The sequence below is a fragment of the Bacillus sp. Marseille-Q1617 genome, assembly GCF_903645295.1.
Taxonomy (GTDB): domain Bacteria; phylum Bacillota; class Bacilli; order Bacillales; family Bacillaceae_B; genus Rossellomorea.
In genome coordinates this window covers 62338-84261 of the sequence record NZ_CAHJXM010000003.1, presented here as the reverse complement: position 1 = coordinate 84261, position 21924 = coordinate 62338, and the positions used below count along the sequence as shown (strand labels likewise).

19 protein-coding genes and 1 tRNA gene are annotated in these 21924 nt (G+C 43.1%); 1 reads left to right on the top strand and 19 read right to left on the bottom strand.

Annotation, left to right across the window (positions count from 1 at the left end; translation table 11 throughout):
- Position 1: 1 nt before the first annotated feature.
- Positions 2 to 1354, bottom strand: coding sequence for a glutamyl-tRNA reductase (gene hemA, locus HWX64_RS17640; RefSeq protein ID WP_175991572.1), 1353 nt, complete (start codon positions 1352 to 1354; stop codon positions 2 to 4).
- Positions 1355 to 1912: 558 nt separating this feature from the next.
- On the opposite strand from hemA, the gene HWX64_RS17635 reads away from it, so the two are divergent.
- Entirely contained in the window at positions 1913 to 2398 is a 486-nt protein-coding gene (locus tag HWX64_RS17635; protein WP_175990853.1) for a LiaI-LiaF-like domain-containing protein, read from the top strand.
- A 100-nt stretch (positions 2399 to 2498) separates the two neighbouring features.
- Here the strand turns inward: HWX64_RS17635 and HWX64_RS17630 are convergent, their stop codons facing one another.
- The 18 genes from HWX64_RS17630 to racE all read right to left on the bottom strand — a co-directional run bounded on the left by HWX64_RS17630 (position 2499) and on the right by racE (position 21917).
- Positions 2499 to 3056, bottom strand: a complete 558-nt coding sequence (locus HWX64_RS17630; protein WP_175990852.1) for a cysteine dioxygenase family protein — start codon at positions 3054 to 3056, stop codon at positions 2499 to 2501.
- Between the two features lie 77 nt (positions 3057 to 3133).
- Positions 3134 to 4051, bottom strand: coding sequence for a DMT family transporter (locus HWX64_RS17625; RefSeq protein ID WP_175990851.1), 918 nt, complete (start codon positions 4049 to 4051; stop codon positions 3134 to 3136).
- A gap of 175 nt (positions 4052 to 4226) precedes the next feature.
- A complete protein-coding gene (locus tag HWX64_RS17620) occupies positions 4227 to 4961 on the bottom strand; it encodes an amino acid ABC transporter ATP-binding protein (RefSeq protein ID WP_303049493.1) in 735 nt (244 codons plus the stop codon).
- Between the two features lie 21 nt (positions 4962 to 4982).
- A complete protein-coding gene (locus HWX64_RS17615) occupies positions 4983 to 5630 on the bottom strand; it encodes an amino acid ABC transporter permease (protein WP_175990850.1) in 648 nt (215 codons plus the stop codon).
- 105 nt (positions 5631 to 5735) lie between these two features.
- Positions 5736 to 6512: a transporter substrate-binding domain-containing protein gene (locus HWX64_RS17610; RefSeq protein ID WP_175990849.1), complete on the bottom strand. Its 777-nt coding sequence runs from the start codon at positions 6510 to 6512 to the stop codon at positions 5736 to 5738.
- Positions 6513 to 6953: 441 nt separating this feature from the next.
- Positions 6954 to 7538 (bottom strand): ribosome biogenesis GTP-binding protein YihA/YsxC, encoded by a 585-nt coding sequence (yihA, locus tag HWX64_RS17605; protein WP_175990848.1) that lies wholly within the window; start codon positions 7536 to 7538, stop codon positions 6954 to 6956.
- A complete protein-coding gene (gene lon, locus HWX64_RS17600) occupies positions 7535 to 9859 on the bottom strand; it encodes an endopeptidase La (RefSeq protein WP_175990847.1) in 2325 nt (774 codons plus the stop codon). The genes yihA and lon overlap by 4 nt, the downstream gene beginning before the upstream one ends.
- A gap of 141 nt (positions 9860 to 10000) precedes the next feature.
- Complete coding sequence (gene lonB, locus HWX64_RS17595) at positions 10001 to 11668, bottom strand: ATP-dependent protease LonB (protein ID WP_175990846.1); 1668 nt, start codon at positions 11666 to 11668, stop codon at positions 10001 to 10003.
- A 268-nt stretch (positions 11669 to 11936) separates the two neighbouring features.
- Positions 11937 to 13208 (bottom strand): ATP-dependent protease ATP-binding subunit ClpX, encoded by a 1272-nt coding sequence (clpX, locus tag HWX64_RS17590; protein ID WP_071619108.1) that lies wholly within the window; start codon positions 13206 to 13208, stop codon positions 11937 to 11939.
- Between the two features lie 593 nt (positions 13209 to 13801).
- Positions 13802 to 15085: a trigger factor gene (gene tig / locus HWX64_RS17585; RefSeq protein ID WP_175990845.1), complete on the bottom strand. Its 1284-nt coding sequence runs from the start codon at positions 15083 to 15085 to the stop codon at positions 13802 to 13804.
- Positions 15086 to 15244: 159 nt separating this feature from the next.
- Entirely contained in the window at positions 15245 to 16255 is a 1011-nt protein-coding gene (locus HWX64_RS17580; RefSeq protein WP_175990844.1) for a tetratricopeptide repeat protein, read from the bottom strand.
- Positions 16256 to 16407: 152 nt separating this feature from the next.
- Positions 16408 to 16484, bottom strand: a tRNA-Arg gene (locus HWX64_RS17575).
- Positions 16485 to 16670: 186 nt separating this feature from the next.
- Entirely contained in the window at positions 16671 to 17084 is a 414-nt protein-coding gene (locus tag HWX64_RS17570) for a group I intron-associated PD-(D/E)XK endonuclease (RefSeq protein WP_175991570.1), read from the bottom strand.
- Positions 17085 to 17922: 838 nt separating this feature from the next.
- Positions 17923 to 18426: a metallophosphoesterase family protein gene (locus HWX64_RS17565; protein ID WP_175990843.1), complete on the bottom strand. Its 504-nt coding sequence runs from the start codon at positions 18424 to 18426 to the stop codon at positions 17923 to 17925.
- Between the two features lie 15 nt (positions 18427 to 18441).
- The gene (locus HWX64_RS17560) at positions 18442 to 19038 is read right to left on the bottom strand and encodes an XTP/dITP diphosphatase (RefSeq protein ID WP_175990842.1); all 597 of its coding nucleotides are present in this window, start codon (positions 19036 to 19038) and stop codon (positions 18442 to 18444) included.
- Between the two features lie 15 nt (positions 19039 to 19053).
- The gene (rph, locus tag HWX64_RS17555) at positions 19054 to 19791 is read right to left on the bottom strand and encodes a ribonuclease PH (protein ID WP_175990841.1); all 738 of its coding nucleotides are present in this window, start codon (positions 19789 to 19791) and stop codon (positions 19054 to 19056) included.
- Between the two features lie 123 nt (positions 19792 to 19914).
- Positions 19915 to 20988 (bottom strand): GerMN domain-containing protein, encoded by a 1074-nt coding sequence (locus tag HWX64_RS17550; RefSeq protein WP_175990840.1) that lies wholly within the window; start codon positions 20986 to 20988, stop codon positions 19915 to 19917.
- Between the two features lie 128 nt (positions 20989 to 21116).
- Complete coding sequence (gene racE / locus HWX64_RS17545; RefSeq protein ID WP_175990839.1) at positions 21117 to 21917, bottom strand: glutamate racemase; 801 nt, start codon at positions 21915 to 21917, stop codon at positions 21117 to 21119.
- Between the last annotated feature and the right edge of the window lie 7 nt (positions 21918 to 21924).

The window sequence follows — 21924 nt, the reverse complement described above, 5'->3', positions numbered from 1 at the left end:
CTTACGCATGAAAAGAAGGTTGTGGAGTGAAGCTCTCTTTGCTCTCACTCTTTTCATTGGCTGCTTTAAGTTGTGTCTGTTCCTGCACTTGTTGCTCGATGTTGAAAATCGAAACGAATAAATCCAATTTATCCTCGGCATCAGGCAGGGCAGCAAGTTCTTTCACTTGTGAAATCGGATCTTTCAGCAATTGATTAATGATGCTCTTCGTATGTTTGCTCAATACTTTCCGTTCCCTGTCGGTCAAGTCCGGCATTTTACGCTCGATGCTTTCCATCGTCTCCGCCTGGATTGACAATGCTTTTTGTCTAAGAGCCGAGATGACAGGTACGACCCCAAGCATATTCAGCCAGTCTTTAAACGAAACAATCTCCGCTTCGATCATCAATTCGATCTGTTCGGCTGCTTTTTTACGCTCAGCAAGATTGGCTTGGACAATGCCTTCCAAGTCATCGATGTCATAAAGGAATACACTTTCCAGTTCACCGATGGAAGGATCTAAATCACGGGGCACGGCAATATCCACCATGAAAAGTGGACGCCCTTTTCTCATGCGCTCCACGTAAGACATCGTCTCTTTTGAAATGACGAAGTCCTTTGCGCCTGTGGAACTGATCAGAATATCAGCTTCAACGAGTGCACAATTCAATTCCTGGAGCGTCTTCGCCTTTCCTTCAAAGCGGCCGGCAAGCGTCTGGGCTTTTTCAAAGGTCCGGTTGATCACGGTGACCTTTGTAGCTCCGCTGCCGTGTAAGTTCTTGATTGCAAGCTCTCCCATTTTACCTGCCCCAAGAATCAGTACGTGCTTGTTTTCAAGACTGCCAAATACCTTTTTGGCAAGCTCGACCGCTGCATAGCTGACTGACACAGCATTCGAACCGATTTCAGTCTCTGAATGGGCTTTTTTCGCCACGGTCACAGCCTGCTTGAACAAATGATTGAATACCGTTCCTGTTGTTCCAGCTTCCTGTGCAGTCAAAAAGCTTGTACGGATCTGGCCAAGTATCTGCGTTTCACCAAGGACCATCGAGTTCAGACCGCAAGACACTTTAAAAAGGTGTTCGACCGCTCCTTCTTGTTCATAAATGAACAAATACGGGGTGAACTCCTCTTTATCAATATCAAACCATTGTGATAAGAAATCTTTTATATAATAACGACCTGTGTGAAGCTGATCGACTACTGCATATACTTCCGTTCTATTACAAGTGGAAACGATCACATTCTCCAGAATGCTTTTCTTTTCCTTCAATGCTCTCATAGCAAATGGCAGATCAGTTTCATTAAATGATAAACGCTCACGAATCTCAACAGGGGCCGTTTTATAATTTAAGCCAACGACAATCGTATACATGCTATGCACTACACCCCCAATAAAATCATTACCCTTATTATAACATGTCCTTAAAGTTCATTTACCCGTAAATGTGAACAGAAATTGAAACATGGCTGTGTTATGATGTACCATATAAAAATCAACGATTGTTGACCATACATAAGGTCATCACATGAAAACCGTTTCATTTCTCTTAAAATTCGACATTTCCTACTAATGTAGGTTATCAAAACAAGCTGAAAGAATCAAGTAATGGAAAGGATTCACACTATTTTCGGCGTATATAGTATGAGGAAAGCTCTTATCTTTCATTTTTCCTCAATCCCGATAAAATAAACCTTAATCCTCACTCTGGATCGAGGAGAATATGATTTAATAACATTATTGGCTCTCATCCCCCAACTCTTATGTTGTTCATTGCGAATGAGAACGGGGAACCTCTAACTGTTTTTTTACGCAGATCTGCAAACTGGATTCAGCTTTCCTTGCAATTGGCAGGGTTGAAGTAACACCAGTTCATATAGCTTCCTTTGTACCATGTTCTACACAGAAATACTGCTTTAATGGAGGAATAACATGAAACAGCAAAGAATTTTCCCTGGTTTAATCTTGATAGGATTCGGATTATACTTTTATCTTCAGCAGGCGAATATTGTCTTATTTCAGCATTTTTTTACATGGCCTACACTTCTGATCATCGTAGGGATTGCATTTCTCGGGCAGGGATATAAGGGGCGTGAAAATGAAGCCATACTTCCGGGAACGATCCTTGTCGGCTTCGGACTTCATTTTCACGTGGTGAATAAATTGGAGATATGGCCTGATCATATGGGGACTTTCATCCTGATCATAGCACTAGGTTTTTTACTGCGTTACCAGAAGACAAGAAACGGCTTGTTCCACGGCATTCTTTTTCTCGTCCTTTCTATTATTCTCCTATTCTCTGATAAGGCAGCTGGCTGGCTTGGGCTGATTGAGGGAAGCGTCGGTTCAGCTTGGGAGTTCTGGCCGATTTTCATCATTGCGATTGGAGTATACCTCTTATTTATAAGAAAAAAATAGCGCTTTATCCATCATTCATCTCATATTCGGTACTAAAGTGGCTGACCCTTCGTTGTTAAGGGGAGGGGACATGCTGGCTGCAACATTAATGGGCCCTCCCTCAGTATTTACTCACTTTGATATCCTTTAATTTTTGTTTTTGATGGTCCGGCCACCATGCACCACATTCATTGGAAACGACACACGCGGCACATGTTTCTAAATCGAAAACCTTCATTCCTTCTATAGGGGGAGCATACAAATGGAGCGTGACAAGATTTTCAACATCTCCCCTCTGCATTTTATGAATTCCCCTTTTCGGTGCAAAAAAGCATGAACCTTTTTGATAGGTTCGGGTAAATAACTCTCTCGGCAGAAAACCTTCCTTCACTTCATAGACTATATTCAATGCCCCTCCATCCATGACTCTAATCCAGCCTAAGGAGCTTCCGTGATCATGCGGGGCACATTCGATATCCGACCAATTCATGACCAGCAGCTCTGCCTCTTCATTCTTATACAATAAGCGGCGGTAATATGGTTTTCCTTCCGGTGACTGAAGAAACGGCCTCAAATCTTCAAGACTGATTTCCAACGATTCCAGTGCTTCCTTCAGCTGCAGTGCGGAAGGGGACTTTATTCCATCCAAAATACTCACATTACGTTCATTCAATGTCATAGATATTCTCCTCTCATACATAGATGGATTGAGCTGAAAACTCCTGCATACTGCTCACTCTTCAGGGTGAACATGGATTACTTCCTTGCCCAAATGAAGCGGCGAATAACGGATACAAATTGACCATTCACCATGATCACTCCTAATATGATTATGAGTCCTCCCAATATACTTATGAAAAGAATCTTTTCATGCAGCAGAAGGACTGCCGCAATGAACGTGACCAGCGGCTCCAAATAAAGAAACATAGAAACCCTCGATGCTTCCATCACTTCAAGTGCTTTTGCCCAGTACCAATATCCGACACCTGAGACAAAAATCCCAAGAAACAATATATGTGCCCATTCTGTATTAGTAAGGAAAGTCATGTTTTCCCACCCCTTGCTCCTCAGCAGAAAAGGGACGCTCAACAGACATCCTAGCAGACTCATATAAAAAGTGACGATGAGCGAAGGCAGAGGAACTCTCAACCTTTTTAACAAGACGGAATATACAGCCCAATTCAACGTGCTGAGGACCATCAGTATATAGCCGAAATTCACTTCAAAACCCGGAGACTGGCCGCTTCTTGCACTTGTGACCATCAATACCCCGATGATGGCAATAAGCATACCCGCCGACCGGAGCCACGACATTTTTTCATGTAAAAAAAGCATCGACAGGATGACAGTGAAGACAGGCGAAAAAGATATCATCCATCCGGCAGCAGATGCATCTATGGATAATAAGGCCGTTGCCTGTATGACCTGATGTATAAAAACCCCCAATACAGAAAGCACAATCACATGCGGGATATAGCGTAATGGAAGGGTCAAAGGATAACGTTTTATGACAAGTACTGCTAATAAAAATAGTGCACCGATTGCAAACCGGAGTGCGAGAAGGGTATATGGCTCAATGGTATCGACTACAGCTTTGGTTGATACAAACGAGATTCCCCAGAAACTAATTGAAATCGCTGCATAGAAAGATGCGGCGATAGTCGCCTTATTCATATTCAATATTTCCTTTCAGGTATTTATACCATCTTATGCATGTCCACTTAGAAAATGAGAGTAAGACGAAGTATGAGTCACCTAAGACCGATGTTCCATATCCCAGGGATTAGGCATTGTTTTATTCCATAGAAAAAACGCCTCAATTTAATTGAGGCGCTTCTCTTCAATCGCGTTATAGTACAGAATCCAAAAATTCTTTGGTTCTTTGTTGTTTAGGATTGGAGAACATTTCTTTCGGATATCCTTCTTCCACGATTCTCCCGTCATGCATATATACAACTCGATCTCCCACTTCCCGGGCAAACCCCATTTCGTGGGTGACGACGACCATTGTCATCCCTTCAAGGGCAAGCTCTTTCATTGTAGCCAGCACCTCGCCGACCAGTTCAGGATCGAGTGCGGATGTGGGTTCATCGAACAGCATGATATCAGGTTTCATCGCAAGGGCCCTTGCGATGGCAACACGCTGCTTCTGTCCCCCTGAAAGTTTAGAAGGATAGACATTTTCTTTTTCTGCCAACCCAACTTTTTTCAATAATTCCTTCGCGCTCTTCTTCGCTTCTGCTTTCGGCACACCCTTAACGTGAACCGGGGCTTCCATTACGTTTTCCAAAACAGTCATATGCGGAAAAAGGTAGAAGTGCTGAAACACCATACCCACTTTCTGACGGATCTTGTTTAAATCATGTGTATCCTGATTGACTTCTTCCCCTTCAAAAACCACTTTGCCGTTGTCCTTCAGTTCCAGGAAGTTCAGGCAGCGAAGCAGGGTGCTTTTGCCTGATCCACTCGCACCGATCAAGCAGACAACTTCACTTTCCCTCACACTCATATCGATATCCTTCAGTACGTGCAAGTCCCCGAAGGATTTATTCAACTTTTCAACCTTGATCATTTCCTGACTCATATTCATCCCTCCAGAATCGATTTAATCACTGACAGACATACGTTTTTCGATGATGTTCACAATCGTTGAGAATACCAGGACAAGAACCAGGTAGTAGACTGCAACGATCAGCAGGTATGTCATGTAATCGAAGTTATTTGAACCCAATGTCGTGGCGACACTGAAGAGCTCAAACATTCCGATGAAGGAAGCAAGTGATGAATCCTTCAGCGCGATGATAAACTGATTCCCCAAAGGAGGCAGGGCTCTTCGGAAGGCCTGCGGCAGGATGATCCTTCTCATTGTCAGACCATTGGACATCCCGAGGGAACGGCCCGCTTCCATTTGACCGCGGTCAATGGATTGAATGGCTCCCCTGAAGATTTCCGCAATATAGGCCCCGTTATGGAAGGCAAGACCTAACACGACGGACCAGAATCCTGAAATGTGCAGGGCGGTCAGTCCGAAATAGAAAATAAAGATTTGTACGATCAACGGCGTACCGCGGACGACGAAAATGTATAAATCCGCCAAAAGCTCCAGCGGCTTCACCTTGGAAATCTTTAAAAAGGCAAAAAATAGTCCGATTACAATGGCGATCAGTACTGATACGATCGTCAATTGGAATGTCAACAGCATCCCTTTTAAAAATATGTCATATGTATCTGCAAAGGTTTCGAGAAAATGCATGAATGTCCCTCCATTCAACTATTTGCGGTATCTTAAGACCAAGCAGCATGGGATAAAAAAAGCGAATGTGCACACGAAGCACATTCGCTTTCCATCATGCTGCGCTTACTCTTCCGGGTCTGTTGTGATGTCTGTATTAAAGTACTTTTCACTGATTTTCTTCAGTGTTCCATCTTCTCTCAGCTTTTCAAGTGCTTTATTGATATCTTCCAGCAATGCTTCGTTTTCTTTTCCAACAGCGATTGCCTGTTCACTGCGCCCGATCAGTTCGCGTGCTTCCAGCTTCAATCCCGAAGCAATCGCTTCTTTACCTGTGACGAAATCGGTGATGACGGCATCATGTTTGCCTTTATTCAATGCTTCAAGTGCGACTACATCACTGTCGTATTGTTGAATACTGTCTGTTACTTCCTTCGCAGTATCTGCATAAGTAGAACCTTTGGAAACAGCAATTTCTTTCCCTTCAAGGTCAGATAGCGTCTCTACTGAACTGTCTGGACGAACGAAAATCTGCGGTCCGGAATAGTAGTAAGGAGTAGAGAAATCTACTTCCTTCAGACGGTCTTCTGTGATCGTATGACTTGCTACTGCTACATCAAATCGGCCAGACTTGACCCCTTCAACGATTCCGGCAAATTTGAATTTCTTCTGTTCAGGCTCGAGCCCAAGTTCCTTTGCAACCGCCTCAGCGACCTCGATATCAAACCCTGACATCGTACCGTCACCCTCGGTTACACTGAACGGCTTAAATTCTCCTGAAGCTGCATAAACCAGCTTTCCTTCTTCAACTAGCTCTGCTCCGCTCTCGGTTGTCGCTTTCCCTCCGCATGCAGAAAGGATAAGCACGAGTACCAATACTAATAAACCTGATAATTTCTTCACTCTTTGAAGTCCCCCTTTAGTATGTATTGTGTATATCTTTCACAATTGTATCAACAAAAGAGAAAATTCTCAAAATTCAAATATCCTTATAATTATTAATAATGACGCATAATTAAAGGTGACATGAACTGAGCTTGGGTATAAACAAGTATGCGTCATATTCCTTTTATATGCTTTATAATACTCCGATCACTTAGGTACTTCTGCCCTCTTAATGCTCTATAGACAAAAAAGAACTGCTTCAATAGTTTGTCTTTCACTATTGAAGCAGTTCTTTTTTATTAGACAAAGAGTTGATGGCTGTGATACACCGCTATTGATTTCCGTGCAAGACTTCGCTTTCCGCGGGCGGCCGGTGAGCCTCCTCGTCTTGCACTCCAATCAACCGCTGGAGAGGATTAAATATCAACAAGTGCCTTTAACAAAGTTTATGTTATAGGATCATTTATAAAACGATTTGATTGCTGACCATGCTTTGTCTTTTCCTAAGCCCGTTTCTGAGGAGAATAAGACTAATTCGTCCTCTTGATCCATTTCGAGTGTATCTCTTGTTACCTTAAGGTGCTTTTGCCATTTCCCTTTTGGAATCTTATCAGCTTTTGTGGCGATCACGATACAGGGAATGCCATAATGCTTTAGAAAGTCATACATGACTATATCATCATTTGTCGGCGGATGGCGAAGGTCGACGATGAGGATGACCGCTTTCAATTGTTCCCGTGAAGTGATATACGTTTCGATCATTTTCCCCCATGCTTCACGCTCTTTCTTGGATACTTTCGCATAGCCGTATCCAGGAACGTCCACATAGTAGAGCGTTTCTTCAATCTTATAAAAGTTAAGCGTCTGGGTTTTACCCGGCTTGGAAGATATCCTTGCCATCCTGTTCCGGCCGATCATTTTATTAATGAAGGATGATTTCCCTACATTCGAGCGTCCCGCCAGTGCAAACTCAGGCAGGTCTCCCTCCGGGTATTGCTCCGGACGGACGGCACTGATTACTAATTCAACTTGATTTACTTTCACTTCTTTTCACCTACTAATGCTTTCTCTAAGACCTCATCTATATGGGATACAAGAATGAAAGTTAATTCTTCCCTTACACTTTCAGGAATATCTTCAATGTCCTTCTCGTTATCCTTCGGCAGGATAATCGTTTTGATTCCAGCACGATGGGCGCTTAATGATTTTTCTTTTAGACCTCCGATTGGAAGGACTCTTCCGCGGAGGGTAATTTCACCTGTCATTCCCACTTCTCTGTTTACATATTTACCTGTAAGGGCAGAAACGAGGGCTGTAGTGATCGTGATTCCTGCTGAAGGGCCGTCTTTCGGGACCGCTCCTTCAGGCACATGAATGTGGATATCCCATTTCTCATGGAATTCTTCATCGATTCCGAGGTCTTTCGCTTTCGAACGTACATAACTGAAAGCTGTCTGTGCAGATTCCTTCATGACATCCCCAAGCTTCCCTGTAAGGACCAGCTTTCCTTTCCCTGGGGCGAGCGACACTTCAATTTGAAGCGTATCTCCTCCCACGGATGTATAAGCAAGACCGGTAGAAACGCCGATCTGATTTTCCACTTCCGCCTGTCCGTAGCGGAATTTTTTCTTTCCTAAGAAGTCTTCTATATTGCTGCTTGTAATCACGACGCGTTTCTTGTCGCGCGATACGATGATTTTTGCCGTTTTTCTGCATATGGAAGCCAGCTGCCGCTCCAGGCTTCGGACACCTGCTTCACGCGTATAATAACGGACGATATCGACAATTGCTTCATCCCTTACCTGCATCTGATTCTTGGTCAGACCATGGTCCTTGATCTGTTTGGTCAATAAGTGATGCTTTGCGATATTCATCTTCTCAAGCTCGGTATATCCGGCAATCGTAATGATTTCCATACGGTCTCTGAGCGGGCCTGGGATCGTGGACAGATCATTCGCCGTCGCAATGAACATGACTTTCGATAGATCATACGTCTCTTCGATATAGTGATCACTGAAATTGGAGTTCTGTTCAGGATCAAGGACTTCGAGCATCGCAGAAGAAGGGTCGCCCCTGAAATCACTGGACATCTTATCGATTTCATCCAAAAGGAAGACCGGATTGACCGTGCCTGCTTTTTTCATCCCCTGGATGATCCTTCCCGGCATGGCGCCTACATAAGTACGGCGGTGGCCTCTTATTTCAGACTCATCCCTGACTCCCCCAAGTGAGATCCTGACGAAATTTCTTCCGAGTGACTCAGCTACAGAGCGTGCAAGACTCGTTTTTCCGACGCCGGGAGGGCCTGCAAGACAGAGAATCGGTCCTTTTAATGATTTCGTCAGCTGCTGAACAGCCAGATACTCCAATACTCTCTCTTTTACTTTCTCCAGTCCATAATGGTCGCGGTTCAAGATGGCTTCTGAACGTTTGATGTCCAGCTGATCCTTTGTTTCTGTCGACCATGGCAGTGAAACCAGCCATTCGATGTAGTTCCTGATGACAGAGCTTTCCGCAGAACTTGAAGGAACCTTTTCATAGCGTGCCAGCTCTTTTAGAGCCGTCTTTTCCACTTCTTCCGGCATATCGGCCTGTTCGATCTTCGAGGTCAGGTCATCAATTTCACCGGCTTTACCTTCTTTATCCCCAAGCTCTTTTTGGATTGCTTTCATCTGTTCACGCAGATAATATTCTTTTTGGGTGCGTTCCATTGAACGTTTTACCCGCTGGCCGATCTTCTTTTCCAGGCTTAATACTTCTTTTTCATTATTAATGGTTTCGATCACCATCTGAAGGCGCTTCTTGATATCCAGCGTTTCCAGCACAGATTGCTTTTCCTTCATTTTCAAAGGCAGATGCGAAGCGACGATATCGGCAAGCCTGCCTGGTTCATCTATATCAGAGACCGTCGAATATGTTTCTGCCGATACTTTCTTCGATAACTTTATGTATTGCTCGAAATAATTCAAGAGTGTTCTCATCAATGCATCCGTTTCGGATTCTTTCTCGACAGGATCATGAAGCTCTTCCACTTCTACTTCATAATACTCTTCTTCCTCTGTGAATGCGGCAATCGAAGCACGATTCAACCCTTCCACAAGAACCCGGATCGTCCCGTTAGGCAGCTTAAGCATCTGCTTTACCTTGGTCAGTGTTCCCATCTCATAAAAATCTTCTTGTTCAGGTTCATCTATATTCATATCTTTTTGGGTTGTTAAGAAAATTAAATGGTTATCCATCATGGCTTTTTCCAAAGCCTGTACGGAGCGCTCACGTCCTACATCTAAATGCAAGACCATTGTCGGATATACGAGTAAGCCTCTTAATGGAAGGAGGGGAACCGTTATTTTATTTTGCTTTGCCAAATCTAACACCTCCAAAATTAGGCTCTTAGCCTTTGTACAATTCTAACTTATTTACTAGGTAGTGTCTATTAAATAGGTACGTCACAAGGCACATTATACTCAAAGACAAACCGATTCGGATAGACCCGAATCGGCCATAGTCTATACGCTTTTCTTATTCGATTCGTTTAACAATGCTGTCTCGCTTGTGCTTAATTGATCTTTCAGTAAAGCCAGATCCAGCACTTCCTTCAAGTGTTTAACCGGAATGACTTCAATTCCTTCGATTTCATTCATCATGGATTGCTGATTTTCATCTGGAATGATTGCGACCTCGGCACCTGCTAATTTCGCCGCTTTCACCTTCGGATAAACTCCTCCGACAGGTTTAACAAATCCATGGATACTGATCTCCCCGGTCAAAGCAAGATTGTGTTTGATCGGTATTCGGTAAATGGCCGAGTAAATACCGAGTGCCATCGCGATTCCAGCAGATGGTCCATCCACAGGGATCCCACCCGGAAAGTTCACGTGTATATCATATTGATCGGCCGGAACCCCCATAGAGCGAAGGACGGTGATGACATTTTCAATCGATCCTTTTGCCATACTTTTGCGGCGGATGGATTTACTCCGATCCCCGATGCTTTCTTCTTCTACGATACCAGTCACATTGATTTGTCCTTTTTCCTGTGCAGGAATAACGGTCACTTCGATTTCCAGCAGCGACCCGGTATTCGGACCCGTTACAGCCAATCCGTTCACAACCCCGATTGTTGCCTCTTCATTCTTGATTTTCTTTTCATAGCGCGGTGTCAACTGACTGGACTGAATGATCCATTCCAGTTCATGATCATACATTTCATTTCTATTTTCATTGATGGCAACCCCTGCTGCTATCTGAACCATATTGACTGCTTCACGTCCGTTACGGGAATAAGAGGCAAGGGTATTCAGACCTTTATCACTGATTTTCATATTGATTTTATCCACTGCCCGCGCAGCCACCTTCTTTACTTCTTCCTGCTCAAGCTCCCTGAAAAACACTTCCATGCAGCGTGAACGAATCGCAGGAGGAATTTCATTTGGAGTCCGGGTAGTGGCCCCGATCAATCTGAAGTCGGCTGGAAGGCCATTTTTGAAGATATCATGTATATGTGTGGGTATCTGATGATTCTCTTCGTTATAATAAGCACTTTCCAGGAAAACTTTTCTGTCTTCCAATACTTTTAATAGTTTATTCATTTGAATAGGGTGTAATTCTCCTATTTCATCAATAAATAGTACACCGCCATGTGCATTCGTTACCGCTCCTTGCTTCGGCTGCGGGATCCCGGCCTGCCCCATGGCACCGGCACCTTGATAGATGGGATCATGGACAGAACCGATTAAAGGATCGGCAATGCCTCTTTCATCAAACCGGGCAGTGGTAGCATCCAATTCCACAAATACTGCACTTGATTTGAAAGGGGATTTAACATTCTTTTTGGCTTCTTCCAACACCAGGCGGGCAGCTGCCGTTTTCCCAACCCCCGGAGGGCCATAGATAATCACATGCTGGGGATTCGGGCTGCACAGGGCTGCCTTCAATGCTTTTATTCCATCTTCCTGCCCGATGATATCATCAAAGCTCGTCGGTCTTACCTTTTCAGCCAGGGGCTCTGTAAGAGAGATGGATCTCATTTTTCTCAGTTCTTCCATTTCCTTTTTCGATTCACGGTCGATGGTCACTTTTTGATTACGTTGATTTTTGAGAAGGTTCCAGAAGTACAATCCAATGATGATTCCGAAGAACAATTGGATAAATAATGCGATGCTAGTAAAGCTCATTCGTCTCCCTCCAAGTAGATACAAGTTGTTACGGGTTAGTATCTCCTTGAGGTTGTGGGAATAAACAAAAAAATTTATGACTTAAGGCTGAGAAAAATGCATTATCGTTTCTACAAAGTCCGTTGATTTCCGCTCAACTCCGTACTACTATTTATACATCGAGTATAACTCACTAATTTTTTTGTTATTTCTCATTTATTTAACAGGAAATTATAAATACATAAAACAAAGCCCGGAATGATAAATCATTCCGGGCTTTGAGAAGCTATTAAGCAGATGTTTTTTCTTCGTTTGGATCGATGACTGTGCCGTCTTCGAGTACGAGCTGTGGAGATGCATCTTCAAGAATCGTTTCTTTTGTGATGATACATTTTTTGATATCGTCACGTGAAGGAAGATCGAACATCACATCAAGCATCATCGTTTCGATGATGGAGCGAAGTCCGCGGGCACCCGTTTTTCGCTCGATTGCTTTCTTCGAGATTTCAAGAAGGGCATCCTCTGTGAATTCCAATTCCACATCATCGAGTTCAAGCATTTTTTGATATTGTTTCACCAATGCATTTTTAGGCTTCGTCAAGATCTCAACCAATGCCTCTTCATCAAGCGGCTCAAGACTTGAAATGACCGGAAGACGCCCGATGAATTCAGGGATCAGACCGAATTTCAATAAGTCTTCTGGTACCACTTTGGATAGAAGTGACTTATCTTCTTTTACTTCAGCATTTTTAGGATCGGAACCGAATCCAATGACCTTCTGGCCAAGGCGGCGTTTGATGATTTGCTCGATCCCATCAAAGGCACCTCCGCAAATGAACAGGACATTCGACGTATCGATTTGAATGAATTCCTGATGAGGATGCTTACGTCCGCCTTGTGGAGGCACGCTCGCAACTGTCCCTTCAAGAATTTTCAATAACGCCTGCTGTACACCTTCTCCTGATACATCTCTTGTGATGGAAGGATTTTCTGATTTTCTTGCCACTTTATCGATTTCATCAATGTAGATGATGCCTTTTTCGGCTTTTTCCACATCATAATCGGCAGCTTGAATCAGCTTTAAGAGGATGTTTTCAACATCTTCACCTACATAACCTGCTTCCGTAAGGGATGTAGCATCCGCAATTGCGAATGGAACATTAAGGATGCGGGCAAGTGTTTGAGCAAGTAAGGTTTTACCACTTCCTGTAGGCCCGATCATCGCAATGTTACTTTTAGACAATTCTACATCATCCACTTTGCTGCTTGAGTTGATTCGTTTGTAATGATTGTAAACAGCAACGGCAAGAGATTTTTTAGCCTGATCCTGTCCGATGACGTATTCGTCGAGGATTTCACGGATTTCCTTTGGTTTTGGAACATCCTTAAACTCAACTTCTTCTTCGGTACCGAGTTCTTCCTCTACGATTTCAGTGCAAAGCTCGATACATTCATCACATATATAAACACCTGGTCCTGCTACTAATTTACGCACTTGATCTTGCGTTTTTCCACAAAAAGAACATTTTAATTGTCCTTTTTCATCATTAAATTTAAACAATGCATTTCACCCCTTCATAAATACTGCTTCAATCAATCATAAATTGATTATGGACGACCGAGTACTTGCTTCTTCTCACCACTAAGTTATGTATTGCATTTTAGCACAGTATATGTTTGTAAAAAAATTATACGATTCTTAAGAATCATCTTATTATGTATCGGACATTTTAGCAAATATTTTACTTAGATGTTTTTATGTATTGGTCAGTAAAAGAAGAGTTGCAAGTATGTTTTTGAAAATTTGTCCCTGCTATTAAGGTTTATCCATATTTGCAGGTTATTATTCTCTTACTGTGTGTGAAAAAAATTTTGTCCTTCTAATGCCGCTTTTGATTTCCGTGCAGGACTTCGCTTTCCGCGGGTGACCCGTGAGCCTCCTCGGCTTTGCCTGCGGGGTCTCACTTTGGCCACTTCTCCCGCAGGAGTCTTCGTCCTGCACTCCAATCAAAAGCTAGTAAGGCTAAATAACAATCAGATGCTTCAAAATATGTTATGTATGAAATACACCTTATTTTATCTCATACTATCTAAAGATGACTTCTTTTAATTGTACAAAACAAGGCGCGAATCGCGCCTTGTTTCTATTTATTATTATGCTTCTTTGCTGTTATCAACAAGAAATTCTACTGCTTTGCGTACTTTCAGGTCCGCTTTGAGTGTGTCAAGTCCGCCTAGGGCTTGCTTGATGTTGTCAGCAGACATGTTGTACTGTTCAGCCATTTTACTTACTTCTTCTTCTGCTTCTTCATCAGTCACTTCAAGATTTTCAGCTGCAGCGATTGCTTCTAACGTAAGGTTCGTGCGTACGCGCTTGCCTGCATCTTCTGTCATTTGACCGCGAAGATCTTCTTCTGTTTGACCAGAGAATTGGAAGTATAGGTCAAGGTTCATACCTTGCATTTGAAGACGTTGACCGAATTCCTGCATCATACGGTCTACTTCGCTGTTTACCATTACTTCAGGGATTTCAACTTCTGCATTTTCAGAAGCTTTTTCTACAAGCGTTTCACGAACTGCAGTTTCAGCTTCGTTCTTCTTGGATTCTTGAAGACGCTTTTCGATTTTTTCTTTTAGCTCTGCTAATGTTTCAACTTCTTCATCAGCATCTTTCGCGAATTCATCGTCCAACGCTGGAAGTTCTTTTGTTTTGATTTCGTGAATTTTCACTTTGAATGTTGCAGCTTTTCCTGCAAGCTCAGCAGCATGGTATTCTTCAGGGAATGTAACTTCTACTTCCTTCTCTTCACCCGCAGCCGCTCCGACTAATTGCTCTTCGAATCCAGGGATGAATTGTCCTGAACCAAGTTCTAGAGAATAGTTTTCAGCTTGTCCGCCTTCGAATGCTTCACCGTCAACGAATCCTTCGAAATCCATTGTTACTGTGTCGCCTTCTTCAGCTTTTCCATCTTCTTTCACAACAAGCTCAGCTTGCTTTTCTTGAAGTGAAGTAAGTTCAGCTTCTACGTCTTCAGCAGTTACTTCAGTATCCACTTTTTCTACTTCAAGACCTTTGTAGTCTCCAAGTTTCACTTCAGGCTTTACTTGTACTTTCGCAGTGAAGATCAACTCTTTGCCTTTTTCCATTTGCTCCACATCGATTTCCGGACGATCGATTGGCTCGATGCCAGTTTCTTCGATAGCTTGTGCATAAGCTTCTGGTAAGATGAAGTCTAATGCATCTTGGTAAAGAGATTCTACACCGAAGCGCTTTTCGAACATACCGCGAGGCATTTTTCCTTTACGGAATCCTGGTACATTGACTTGCTTTACAACTTTTTTGAACGCAGCGTCTAAACCTTCGTTTACTTTCGCAGCTTCTACTTCAATTGTAAGTACTCCTTGGTTACCTTCTTGCTTTTCCCATTTTGCAGACATACTGTTCCCTCCAACAATCTATATTTGATTCTAATTTTTTACGCATAGTAGTAGATAGTCCTGTGTGAATCTAGCACTATCATCGTAAATATATAAAAATCTATTCTATTGCAACCATTATATTATAACATACAGCCTCATTCTTTCAACAGAGAGCATTTAAATTATCGGTGAAGAAATTTCCTCTAGCTCTTTCAGCTGCGCAAGCAGGCTTCGGCGTTCCTCACTTTCCTCGATTTCCCCCTTCAATTCCTCCTGGTGGATCGTGTCGGCAAACATTTCCGCTGTATAGTACGCATACACGATGGAAGCACTGTGAGGGCTCCCCTGCAGTTCCAAAGGATACAGAAGGAAAGAATGCCTTTTTACCAATTCGAGGGCATGTTGATATAAGGTTGGATTCCGCTGTGATAATAGGTCTTCAAGCTCTTCTGATACTTCCATAAAAAAGTCTGTTTCAAATACATCCTGCAGGGAGGATGGAGTGACCGGCACCTCTTTATTCAGCTTCGTTATTAAAATCTCCTTATCATATCCATGTTCACGTAATACATTCAGAATCATGGACTGCAGAAAAGGATGAGAATCCCTGTCCCCTAAATAAGAAAGGAGCTCAGGCAGATAAGGACGGATATTTTGATGGACCAACTGAGCTGCAATCAGGGTCTGTTCCTCGAGGCTCTTATCTCTCAAGATGGAAGTCACCGGACTGTCAGCAGTTCTTTTCGTCTCGATATCGGGTTCTTTTCCATCTCTTACCTTTTCACTGAAGTGCAGAAGCTTCTTGAAATGCTCTTCCTTTTCAATGGGCACCTCTTTTTCGTCAAAAAGTGCGTGTATCGTATCAATCACGTCTTGATGCTGATGAAGCTGGATGAGGATCATCAGGTACATATCGACCACCTCGAAATACTCCCCGATCCCTTCAAGAAGCATTTCTTTGCAGATGACTTTTGCTTCATCATATTGTTTATTTTCATAAAGGGAAAGTACCAACGCCGTGTTGATATCAGGATTCTTCGGATCCATTTCATACGCTTGAGTCAAAAGGTCGGCCGATTCCTGAATATCGCCGTTTTCAAGGGACTGAACCCCTTTTTCAAGGAGCCTCTCCTTCAATCCCGGAAATTGCAGGATCTTTCCTTTTTCCTCATTGTTTTTCTTTGTCATGTTTTGTCCCCGCCTATACGTATTAAAGATGGTAATAGTGTAGCATGAGAGGTTGGAGAAAACAAAGATTATAAGGAGCCGCTCTATACTTCAATAATATGAAGAACGAAAAAAAGCCTGCCGATTGGCAGACTCGATGTATGTAGGTTCAATGGCGTCCCAGGAGAGATTCGAACTCCCGACCTACAGTTTAGGAAACTGTTGCTCTATCCTGCTGAGCTACTGGGACATAGTCTATTAAACAGGATAACTCAGTGTCTGTAAGTTATCAAGCAATATATTTATAAAAAAGAATACTCCCACAGGCTGATTATTAAAATTCATTGGTAAGAGTTCAATGTCAGAAGCACCTTTTGAGTCGCTGGCTGTGATCGGTACTATATCTTCACTGCTACAAGTTAGACATTTGTATTTTCTATGGAATATCACGATAATCCAAAGCATAATGAATATGTTCTTTTTGATTATTCTTCGGGACATCCACCCTTAAAGTCAGTGATTTCAGAAAGGATTTCGGGTCAAAGTAATAGCATTCATCTGTTTGAGGACAATATATACAATAGATATCAATCTCGTCTTTATTAACTTCTTTAGATTTAACACCTTTAGCAGTTGAATAATTAGAGCGAAATCTCACTTCCAGTGTCCCTTTACTATTAAGGTCTCTGTATTTCACTTGAACCCTTTTAAACACCCCACCTTTATAGACAACGATGTCGAACGGTGCATGTTCAGTTGCGGGATTAAGGATCATATATCCTTTTTGAAATAAGTCAACTTGAGCCTTTAATATCCCTAAATCCCCTTTGTCTTTTGTGTGATGGTTCATCATTAATCACCTCACAGAAGATTTTGGCATCTTCGGTATTAGCTTTTGCATAACTTGTTGTCCATTCTAATTCTACAGGTTTCTGTTTCCCTAATAAAGCTCAAATATTTGAAAGCTTCTGGGACATTATCTAATTTCAAACTTTTTGTTTTCTTCTTAATTAAAAAGGATTGCATTATACAAATTTAAAAAGGGATACCGGCACATTTTAATTATCTGTGTCAGTATCCCTTATCTGTTCAAAACCCTGTTAAACCAAGGTATGTATGTAATGATAATGGCGTCCCAGGAGAGATTCGAACTCCCGACCGACGGCTTAGCTTACCACTATGACTTTCGGCACCAGCTTGGAGTCGCTGTTTGTGGTCTGGACTATATCTTCACCGTTTCAGGTGCGACACGTGTAGTCTCTACGGAACCTCACGATGCTATAAGCATAATACAGAATTTCTACCGTTATACCATTCGAAATTCTTTCACCAGTTGGTCGTAAGTTTCCTCGGTATTACCATCAGCATTACCTGTTAAGGCTTCACCGATATAGTGTCGTCCACTCTATAGGTTTCTGTTTCCCTAATAGAGGCTCCTATACTTGAAGGCCGTTGCTCTATCCTGCTGAGCTACTGGGACATGTTTTGTTAAGGACAATATTTATTATATTCACATAGCATAAAGAAGTCAATACATTTTCAAAAAAAGTTTTCTAGAATACTGTTAACCTGATCGCTAACTTCTCTACCAATTTATTATATCCTTTGTCTTCCTGTTTGAAAAGCAAAAGAACCCTCTAAATAGAAGGTTCTTTAAATGATCGTTCATATGCATTTAAAATCAATTTCTAAAGCGTGAACTCCTGCTCCTCAACCACTTCATGATCATGAGCCAAAAACTGCACCTTGACCATCTCTTCCGAAGCCTCCACCAAAGCATATGTCCGCTCCTGTCTTCCACGGGGCAGCAAAATGCTTCCTGGATTTAAAAACAGCGTCCCGCCCGCCATTTCCGCTCCGAGTGTATGCGAATGTCCGAAGAAGACAAATTTAGCACCGGCTTCCTCTGCTCTGTAGCGAAGTTTCATCAATGACATTTTGATGCCGTACAAATGGCCGTGTGTAATGATAATGGTGTCTCCATCTAATTCTTCTATCAAATCATCCGGTAGACGGGCATCCATATCACAGTTTCCGCGAACCGCTAAATAGTTTGACAGTGCTTCATCATCGGCACTTAGTTCTGAGTCACCGCAATGGATCATCGCGTTTACTTCACCATCATATTTCTCAGCCAGTTCTGTAATTTCCTTTTTCGAACCGTGGCTGTCGCTGACAACTAAAAGCTTCATGATTTCCTCACCCTCTTAAACGAAATCTGTAATCATTGCTCCCAATTTTTTCAGAGCGCTGCCCCGGTGACTGATGCTGCTCTTTTCTTCCGGTGAGAGTTCCGCCATCGATTTCCCAAGGGATGGAACAAAGAAAATCGGATCATAACCAAATCCATTTGTCCCTCGTCTTTCCTGAAGGATCTGTCCTTCACAGGTGCCGTTTACTGTGCGTGTTTCCACTTCTGGACCTGCAATGGCAAGTACACAGTGAAACCTTGCGCTCCTGTCGCCATTAGGAACATCTTTCAATTCCCCGAGCACCTTGTCTATGTTGGCTTCATCGCTTTTTTCTTCCCCGGCATAACGGGCGGAATAAACTCCCGGCCTGCCATCCAGTGCATCAATTGCCAAACCTGAATCGTCAGCAATCACCAGTACACCCAATTCTTTCGCTACTGTTTCAGCTTTCAATATGGCATTTTCCTCAAAAGTCGTTCCCGTTTCTTCAACATCCTCTATATGAGGCAAGTCTAGTAATGTTTGTACCTCATATCCATAGGGAGCAAACATATTTTGAAATTCCTTTGCTTTTCCCTTGTTTTTTGTCGCAATAATTACACTTCTAGTCATAACTGTGTCATCCCTTTATCGAATTCTTTGCGCCAATTCGCCAAGCGCACTTTTTTGCATTTCGAATAGTTCCTGGATTCCAACTTGACCCAGCTCCAGCATTTCATGCAGCTGGTTCATGGTGAAAGTAGCTTCTTCTCCTGTTCCCTGGAGTTCTACAAATTCCCCTTCTCCGGTCATGATGATATTCATATCCACCAGGGCTTTACTGTCTTCAATATAATTAAGGTCGAGCACCGAGCCGTGATCCTCTATGATACCTACGCTCGTTGCAGCTAAATAGCTCTTAAGGGGAAAACGTGAAATTTTCTTATTATCCTGTAATTTTCCAAGTGCCAGGGCCATTGCCACAAAGGCTCCTGTAATGGACGCGGTCCTTGTACCGCCGTCCGCCTGAATGACATCACAATCGATCCAGATCGTACGCTCCCCAATGGCGTCCAAGTCAACAACCGCGCGTAAAGCACGTCCGATCAAACGTTGGATTTCCATCGTTCTGCCGGAAATCTTCCCTTTGGAAGATTCACGGATATTTCTTGTTTCGGTGGCTCTCGGCAGCATGGAATACTCTGCTGTGATCCATCCTTTACCGCTATTTCTCATAAAAGGAGGTACGCGTTCTTCGATACTTGCGTTACAAATCACTTTTGTATTTCCTACCGTGATCAGCACAGACCCTTCCGGATGCATGACATATCCTGTTTCGATCTTCACTTCACGCAATTGATTCTTTTCTCTTCCATCAGCTCTCATATTTTATCCTCCTGTTATACTCGTTTTCATTCATATGTAAATTGTCCATCTCAAAAAGAGAAGAGGCGGCATCAGCCAACCTCTTTTTCATGATTCTATAATAGTATATCAAAAAATGATCATTTAAAAACTAATTGCATTCACATTTTCGGGACGAGTGACAGGTTCTGTGACCGGTTCTCCGTCTTTGCTTACTGTGGTGGCTTCACCATTTACCAGAACTGACACACCTTTGATCCCTTTTTGTTCCGTCAAGGATAGAACCAGTGAATTCAGCATATGCTCGGAAACCATTTTTTCTTCCAGGCTTCCATACACGGCTTCATTAAAATTGAGGGTAACAGTCCCGTCTTTCAGAGATGGGTCTTCCAATAGTTCCGCTCCGGTAAAGTCACTGGCAAGGGACGTACCGTATCCAGGTCCCTCGATAAGTTCCTGTACGACCGCTTTCACTTCATCCGCTTCGTTTGAACTTACCCTTTTTGTTACAGGCACATAGTACGTCGAAGAATCCGTCTGCGACACATAATAGACCGTTACCGGTTTTGTACTGGTTGGGTCGGCCACTCCGCTAGCATCGACGTTGATACCCATTTTTCTGGATAAGCCGGATTCGTCGATCGGCGTGCCGTTAACCGGCATTTCCGTTAACGGATAGCCGTTTACACGCAGCTCCACTTTTTCGACCGAATCGAATTGAGTCAGCGTCCATGTGACCGATTGAAGGATTTTCTGTTCATCTTCAGGCTGATAATTATTGAATTCTGGTGAGAAGTCAGCGATAGCTTTTCCATCTTGGATGTTGACTGTGACTTGGGTATCGGCCGGCAGGACTGCTCTGAATCCATTTGGAAGGACATTCTGAACAGGGCCGTTAACCACCAGATACTCAAGCGCTTGTTTGGCGACACTTTCATTATTCGGAAGAGGTAACGATTGGGAAACCACATAGCCATTCTTGTCGATCAAATAAAGCTCTGTCATCACTGTTTTTTCTACAGCTTCATCATTGCTTGCCGTCTCTTTACCTTCTTCGTTCTTTGCCGTATCCAGTTTTTCACCTTCTTTTAAATGTGAAACTTCCTGCGGCGGATCGATCTTTTCTTTATCCCCAAAACTCAACAGTCCGCAACCTGAAAGATATACTGAAGATGCTAACACCGTTACAGCAATTGACACTTTCGCTTTTTTTGACATCGCGAAACCTCCTAAAAGACAGTTTGTACTACATGTATACGAGCCTTGGCTATGAAATAGACCGAAACTTTTTAGAAAAGCAGACAAACTTTTTCAGGAAGAAATAAAAAACCATCCAGCCAAGACACTCAGTCTTGAAGCCGGATGGTTTCAGCATGGACTTTCCCTATATTCAGCCAATCAGAGGCGATTTGTGAAAATAAGAATGATGATCCTGTAGTAAAGAATCTGTGCTCTGGCACTCTGACTCCGCGGTATAGGAGGTTGTAATAGTCCAGGATCGTACTGATTTCCCTGGCAGTCTCATCGCCGGAGCTGATGACACTGACCTCACTCCCCATGAAAGCCTGTATTTTTGACTGCAGCAGCGGATAGTGGGTGCAGCCCAGGATCAGTGTATCGATGTCTGTTTCTTTCATGGAAGCAAGCGTCTCCTTTACGATCGAATCAGCCGTAGCGCTGTTATACTCCCCGCTTTCAACCAAAGGGACAAACTTAGGACAGGCCAAGGGACTTACTTCCAAGCTTCCATGCAGCGAATGCAGCGCTTCTTCGTACGCACCGCTGTTTATCGTCCCGACGGTCCCGAGCACTCCGATTTTCTTATTATACGTATGCTTGATCGCAGCTCTGGCTCCCGGGTGGATTACACCTATGACCGGGATATCCAATTGAGTCTGGATTTCATCCAGCACGACTGCGGTCGCCGTGTTGCAGGCGATGATAAGCATTTTCATATCATATTGTAAGAGATACTCCGTCATTTGCCACGTGAATTTCTTCACTTCCCCGGCTGACCGGGGGCCGTATGGACATCTTGCGGTATCACCAAGATAATAGATCGTTTCTTTTGGTAATTGGCGCATGACTTCTTTTGCCACCGTCAATCCGCCAACACCGGAATCAATGATGCCAATTGGTTGAATCACATTATTC

What these genes read in the sequence shown, in the direction of transcription:
- hemA (WP_175991572.1), bottom strand. Translation starts at nt 1,354, where the DNA reads ATGTATACGATTGTCGTTGGCTTAAATTATAAAACGGCCCCTGTTGAG.
- HWX64_RS17635 (WP_175990853.1), top strand. Translation starts at nt 1,913, where the DNA reads ATGAAACAGCAAAGAATTTTCCCTGGTTTAATCTTGATAGGATTCGGA.
- HWX64_RS17630 (WP_175990852.1), bottom strand. Translation starts at nt 3,056, where the DNA reads ATGACATTGAATGAACGTAATGTGAGTATTTTGGATGGAATAAAGTCC.
- HWX64_RS17625 (WP_175990851.1), bottom strand. Translation starts at nt 4,051, where the DNA reads ATGAATAAGGCGACTATCGCCGCATCTTTCTATGCAGCGATTTCAATT.
- HWX64_RS17620 (WP_303049493.1), bottom strand. Translation starts at nt 4,961, where the DNA reads ATGAGTCAGGAAATGATCAAGGTTGAAAAGTTGAATAAATCCTTCGGG.
- HWX64_RS17615 (WP_175990850.1), bottom strand. Translation starts at nt 5,630, where the DNA reads ATGCATTTTCTCGAAACCTTTGCAGATACATATGACATATTTTTAAAA.
- lonB (WP_175990846.1), bottom strand. Translation starts at nt 11,668, where the DNA reads ATGAGCTTTACTAGCATCGCATTATTTATCCAATTGTTCTTCGGAATC.
- tig (WP_175990845.1), bottom strand. Translation starts at nt 15,085, where the DNA reads ATGTCTGCAAAATGGGAAAAGCAAGAAGGTAACCAAGGAGTACTTACA.
- HWX64_RS17580 (WP_175990844.1), bottom strand. Translation starts at nt 16,255, where the DNA reads ATGACAAAGAAAAACAATGAGGAAAAAGGAAAGATCCTGCAATTTCCG.
- HWX64_RS17570 (WP_175991570.1), bottom strand. Translation starts at nt 17,084, where the DNA reads ATGAACCATCACACAAAAGACAAAGGGGATTTAGGGATATTAAAGGCT.
- HWX64_RS17565 (WP_175990843.1), bottom strand. Translation starts at nt 18,426, where the DNA reads ATGAAGCTTTTAGTTGTCAGCGACAGCCACGGTTCGAAAAAGGAAATT.
- HWX64_RS17560 (WP_175990842.1), bottom strand. Translation starts at nt 19,038, where the DNA reads ATGACTAGAAGTGTAATTATTGCGACAAAAAACAAGGGAAAAGCAAAG.
- rph (WP_175990841.1), bottom strand. Translation starts at nt 19,791, where the DNA reads ATGAGAGCTGATGGAAGAGAAAAGAATCAATTGCGTGAAGTGAAGATC.
- HWX64_RS17550 (WP_175990840.1), bottom strand. Translation starts at nt 20,988, where the DNA reads ATGTCAAAAAAAGCGAAAGTGTCAATTGCTGTAACGGTGTTAGCATCT.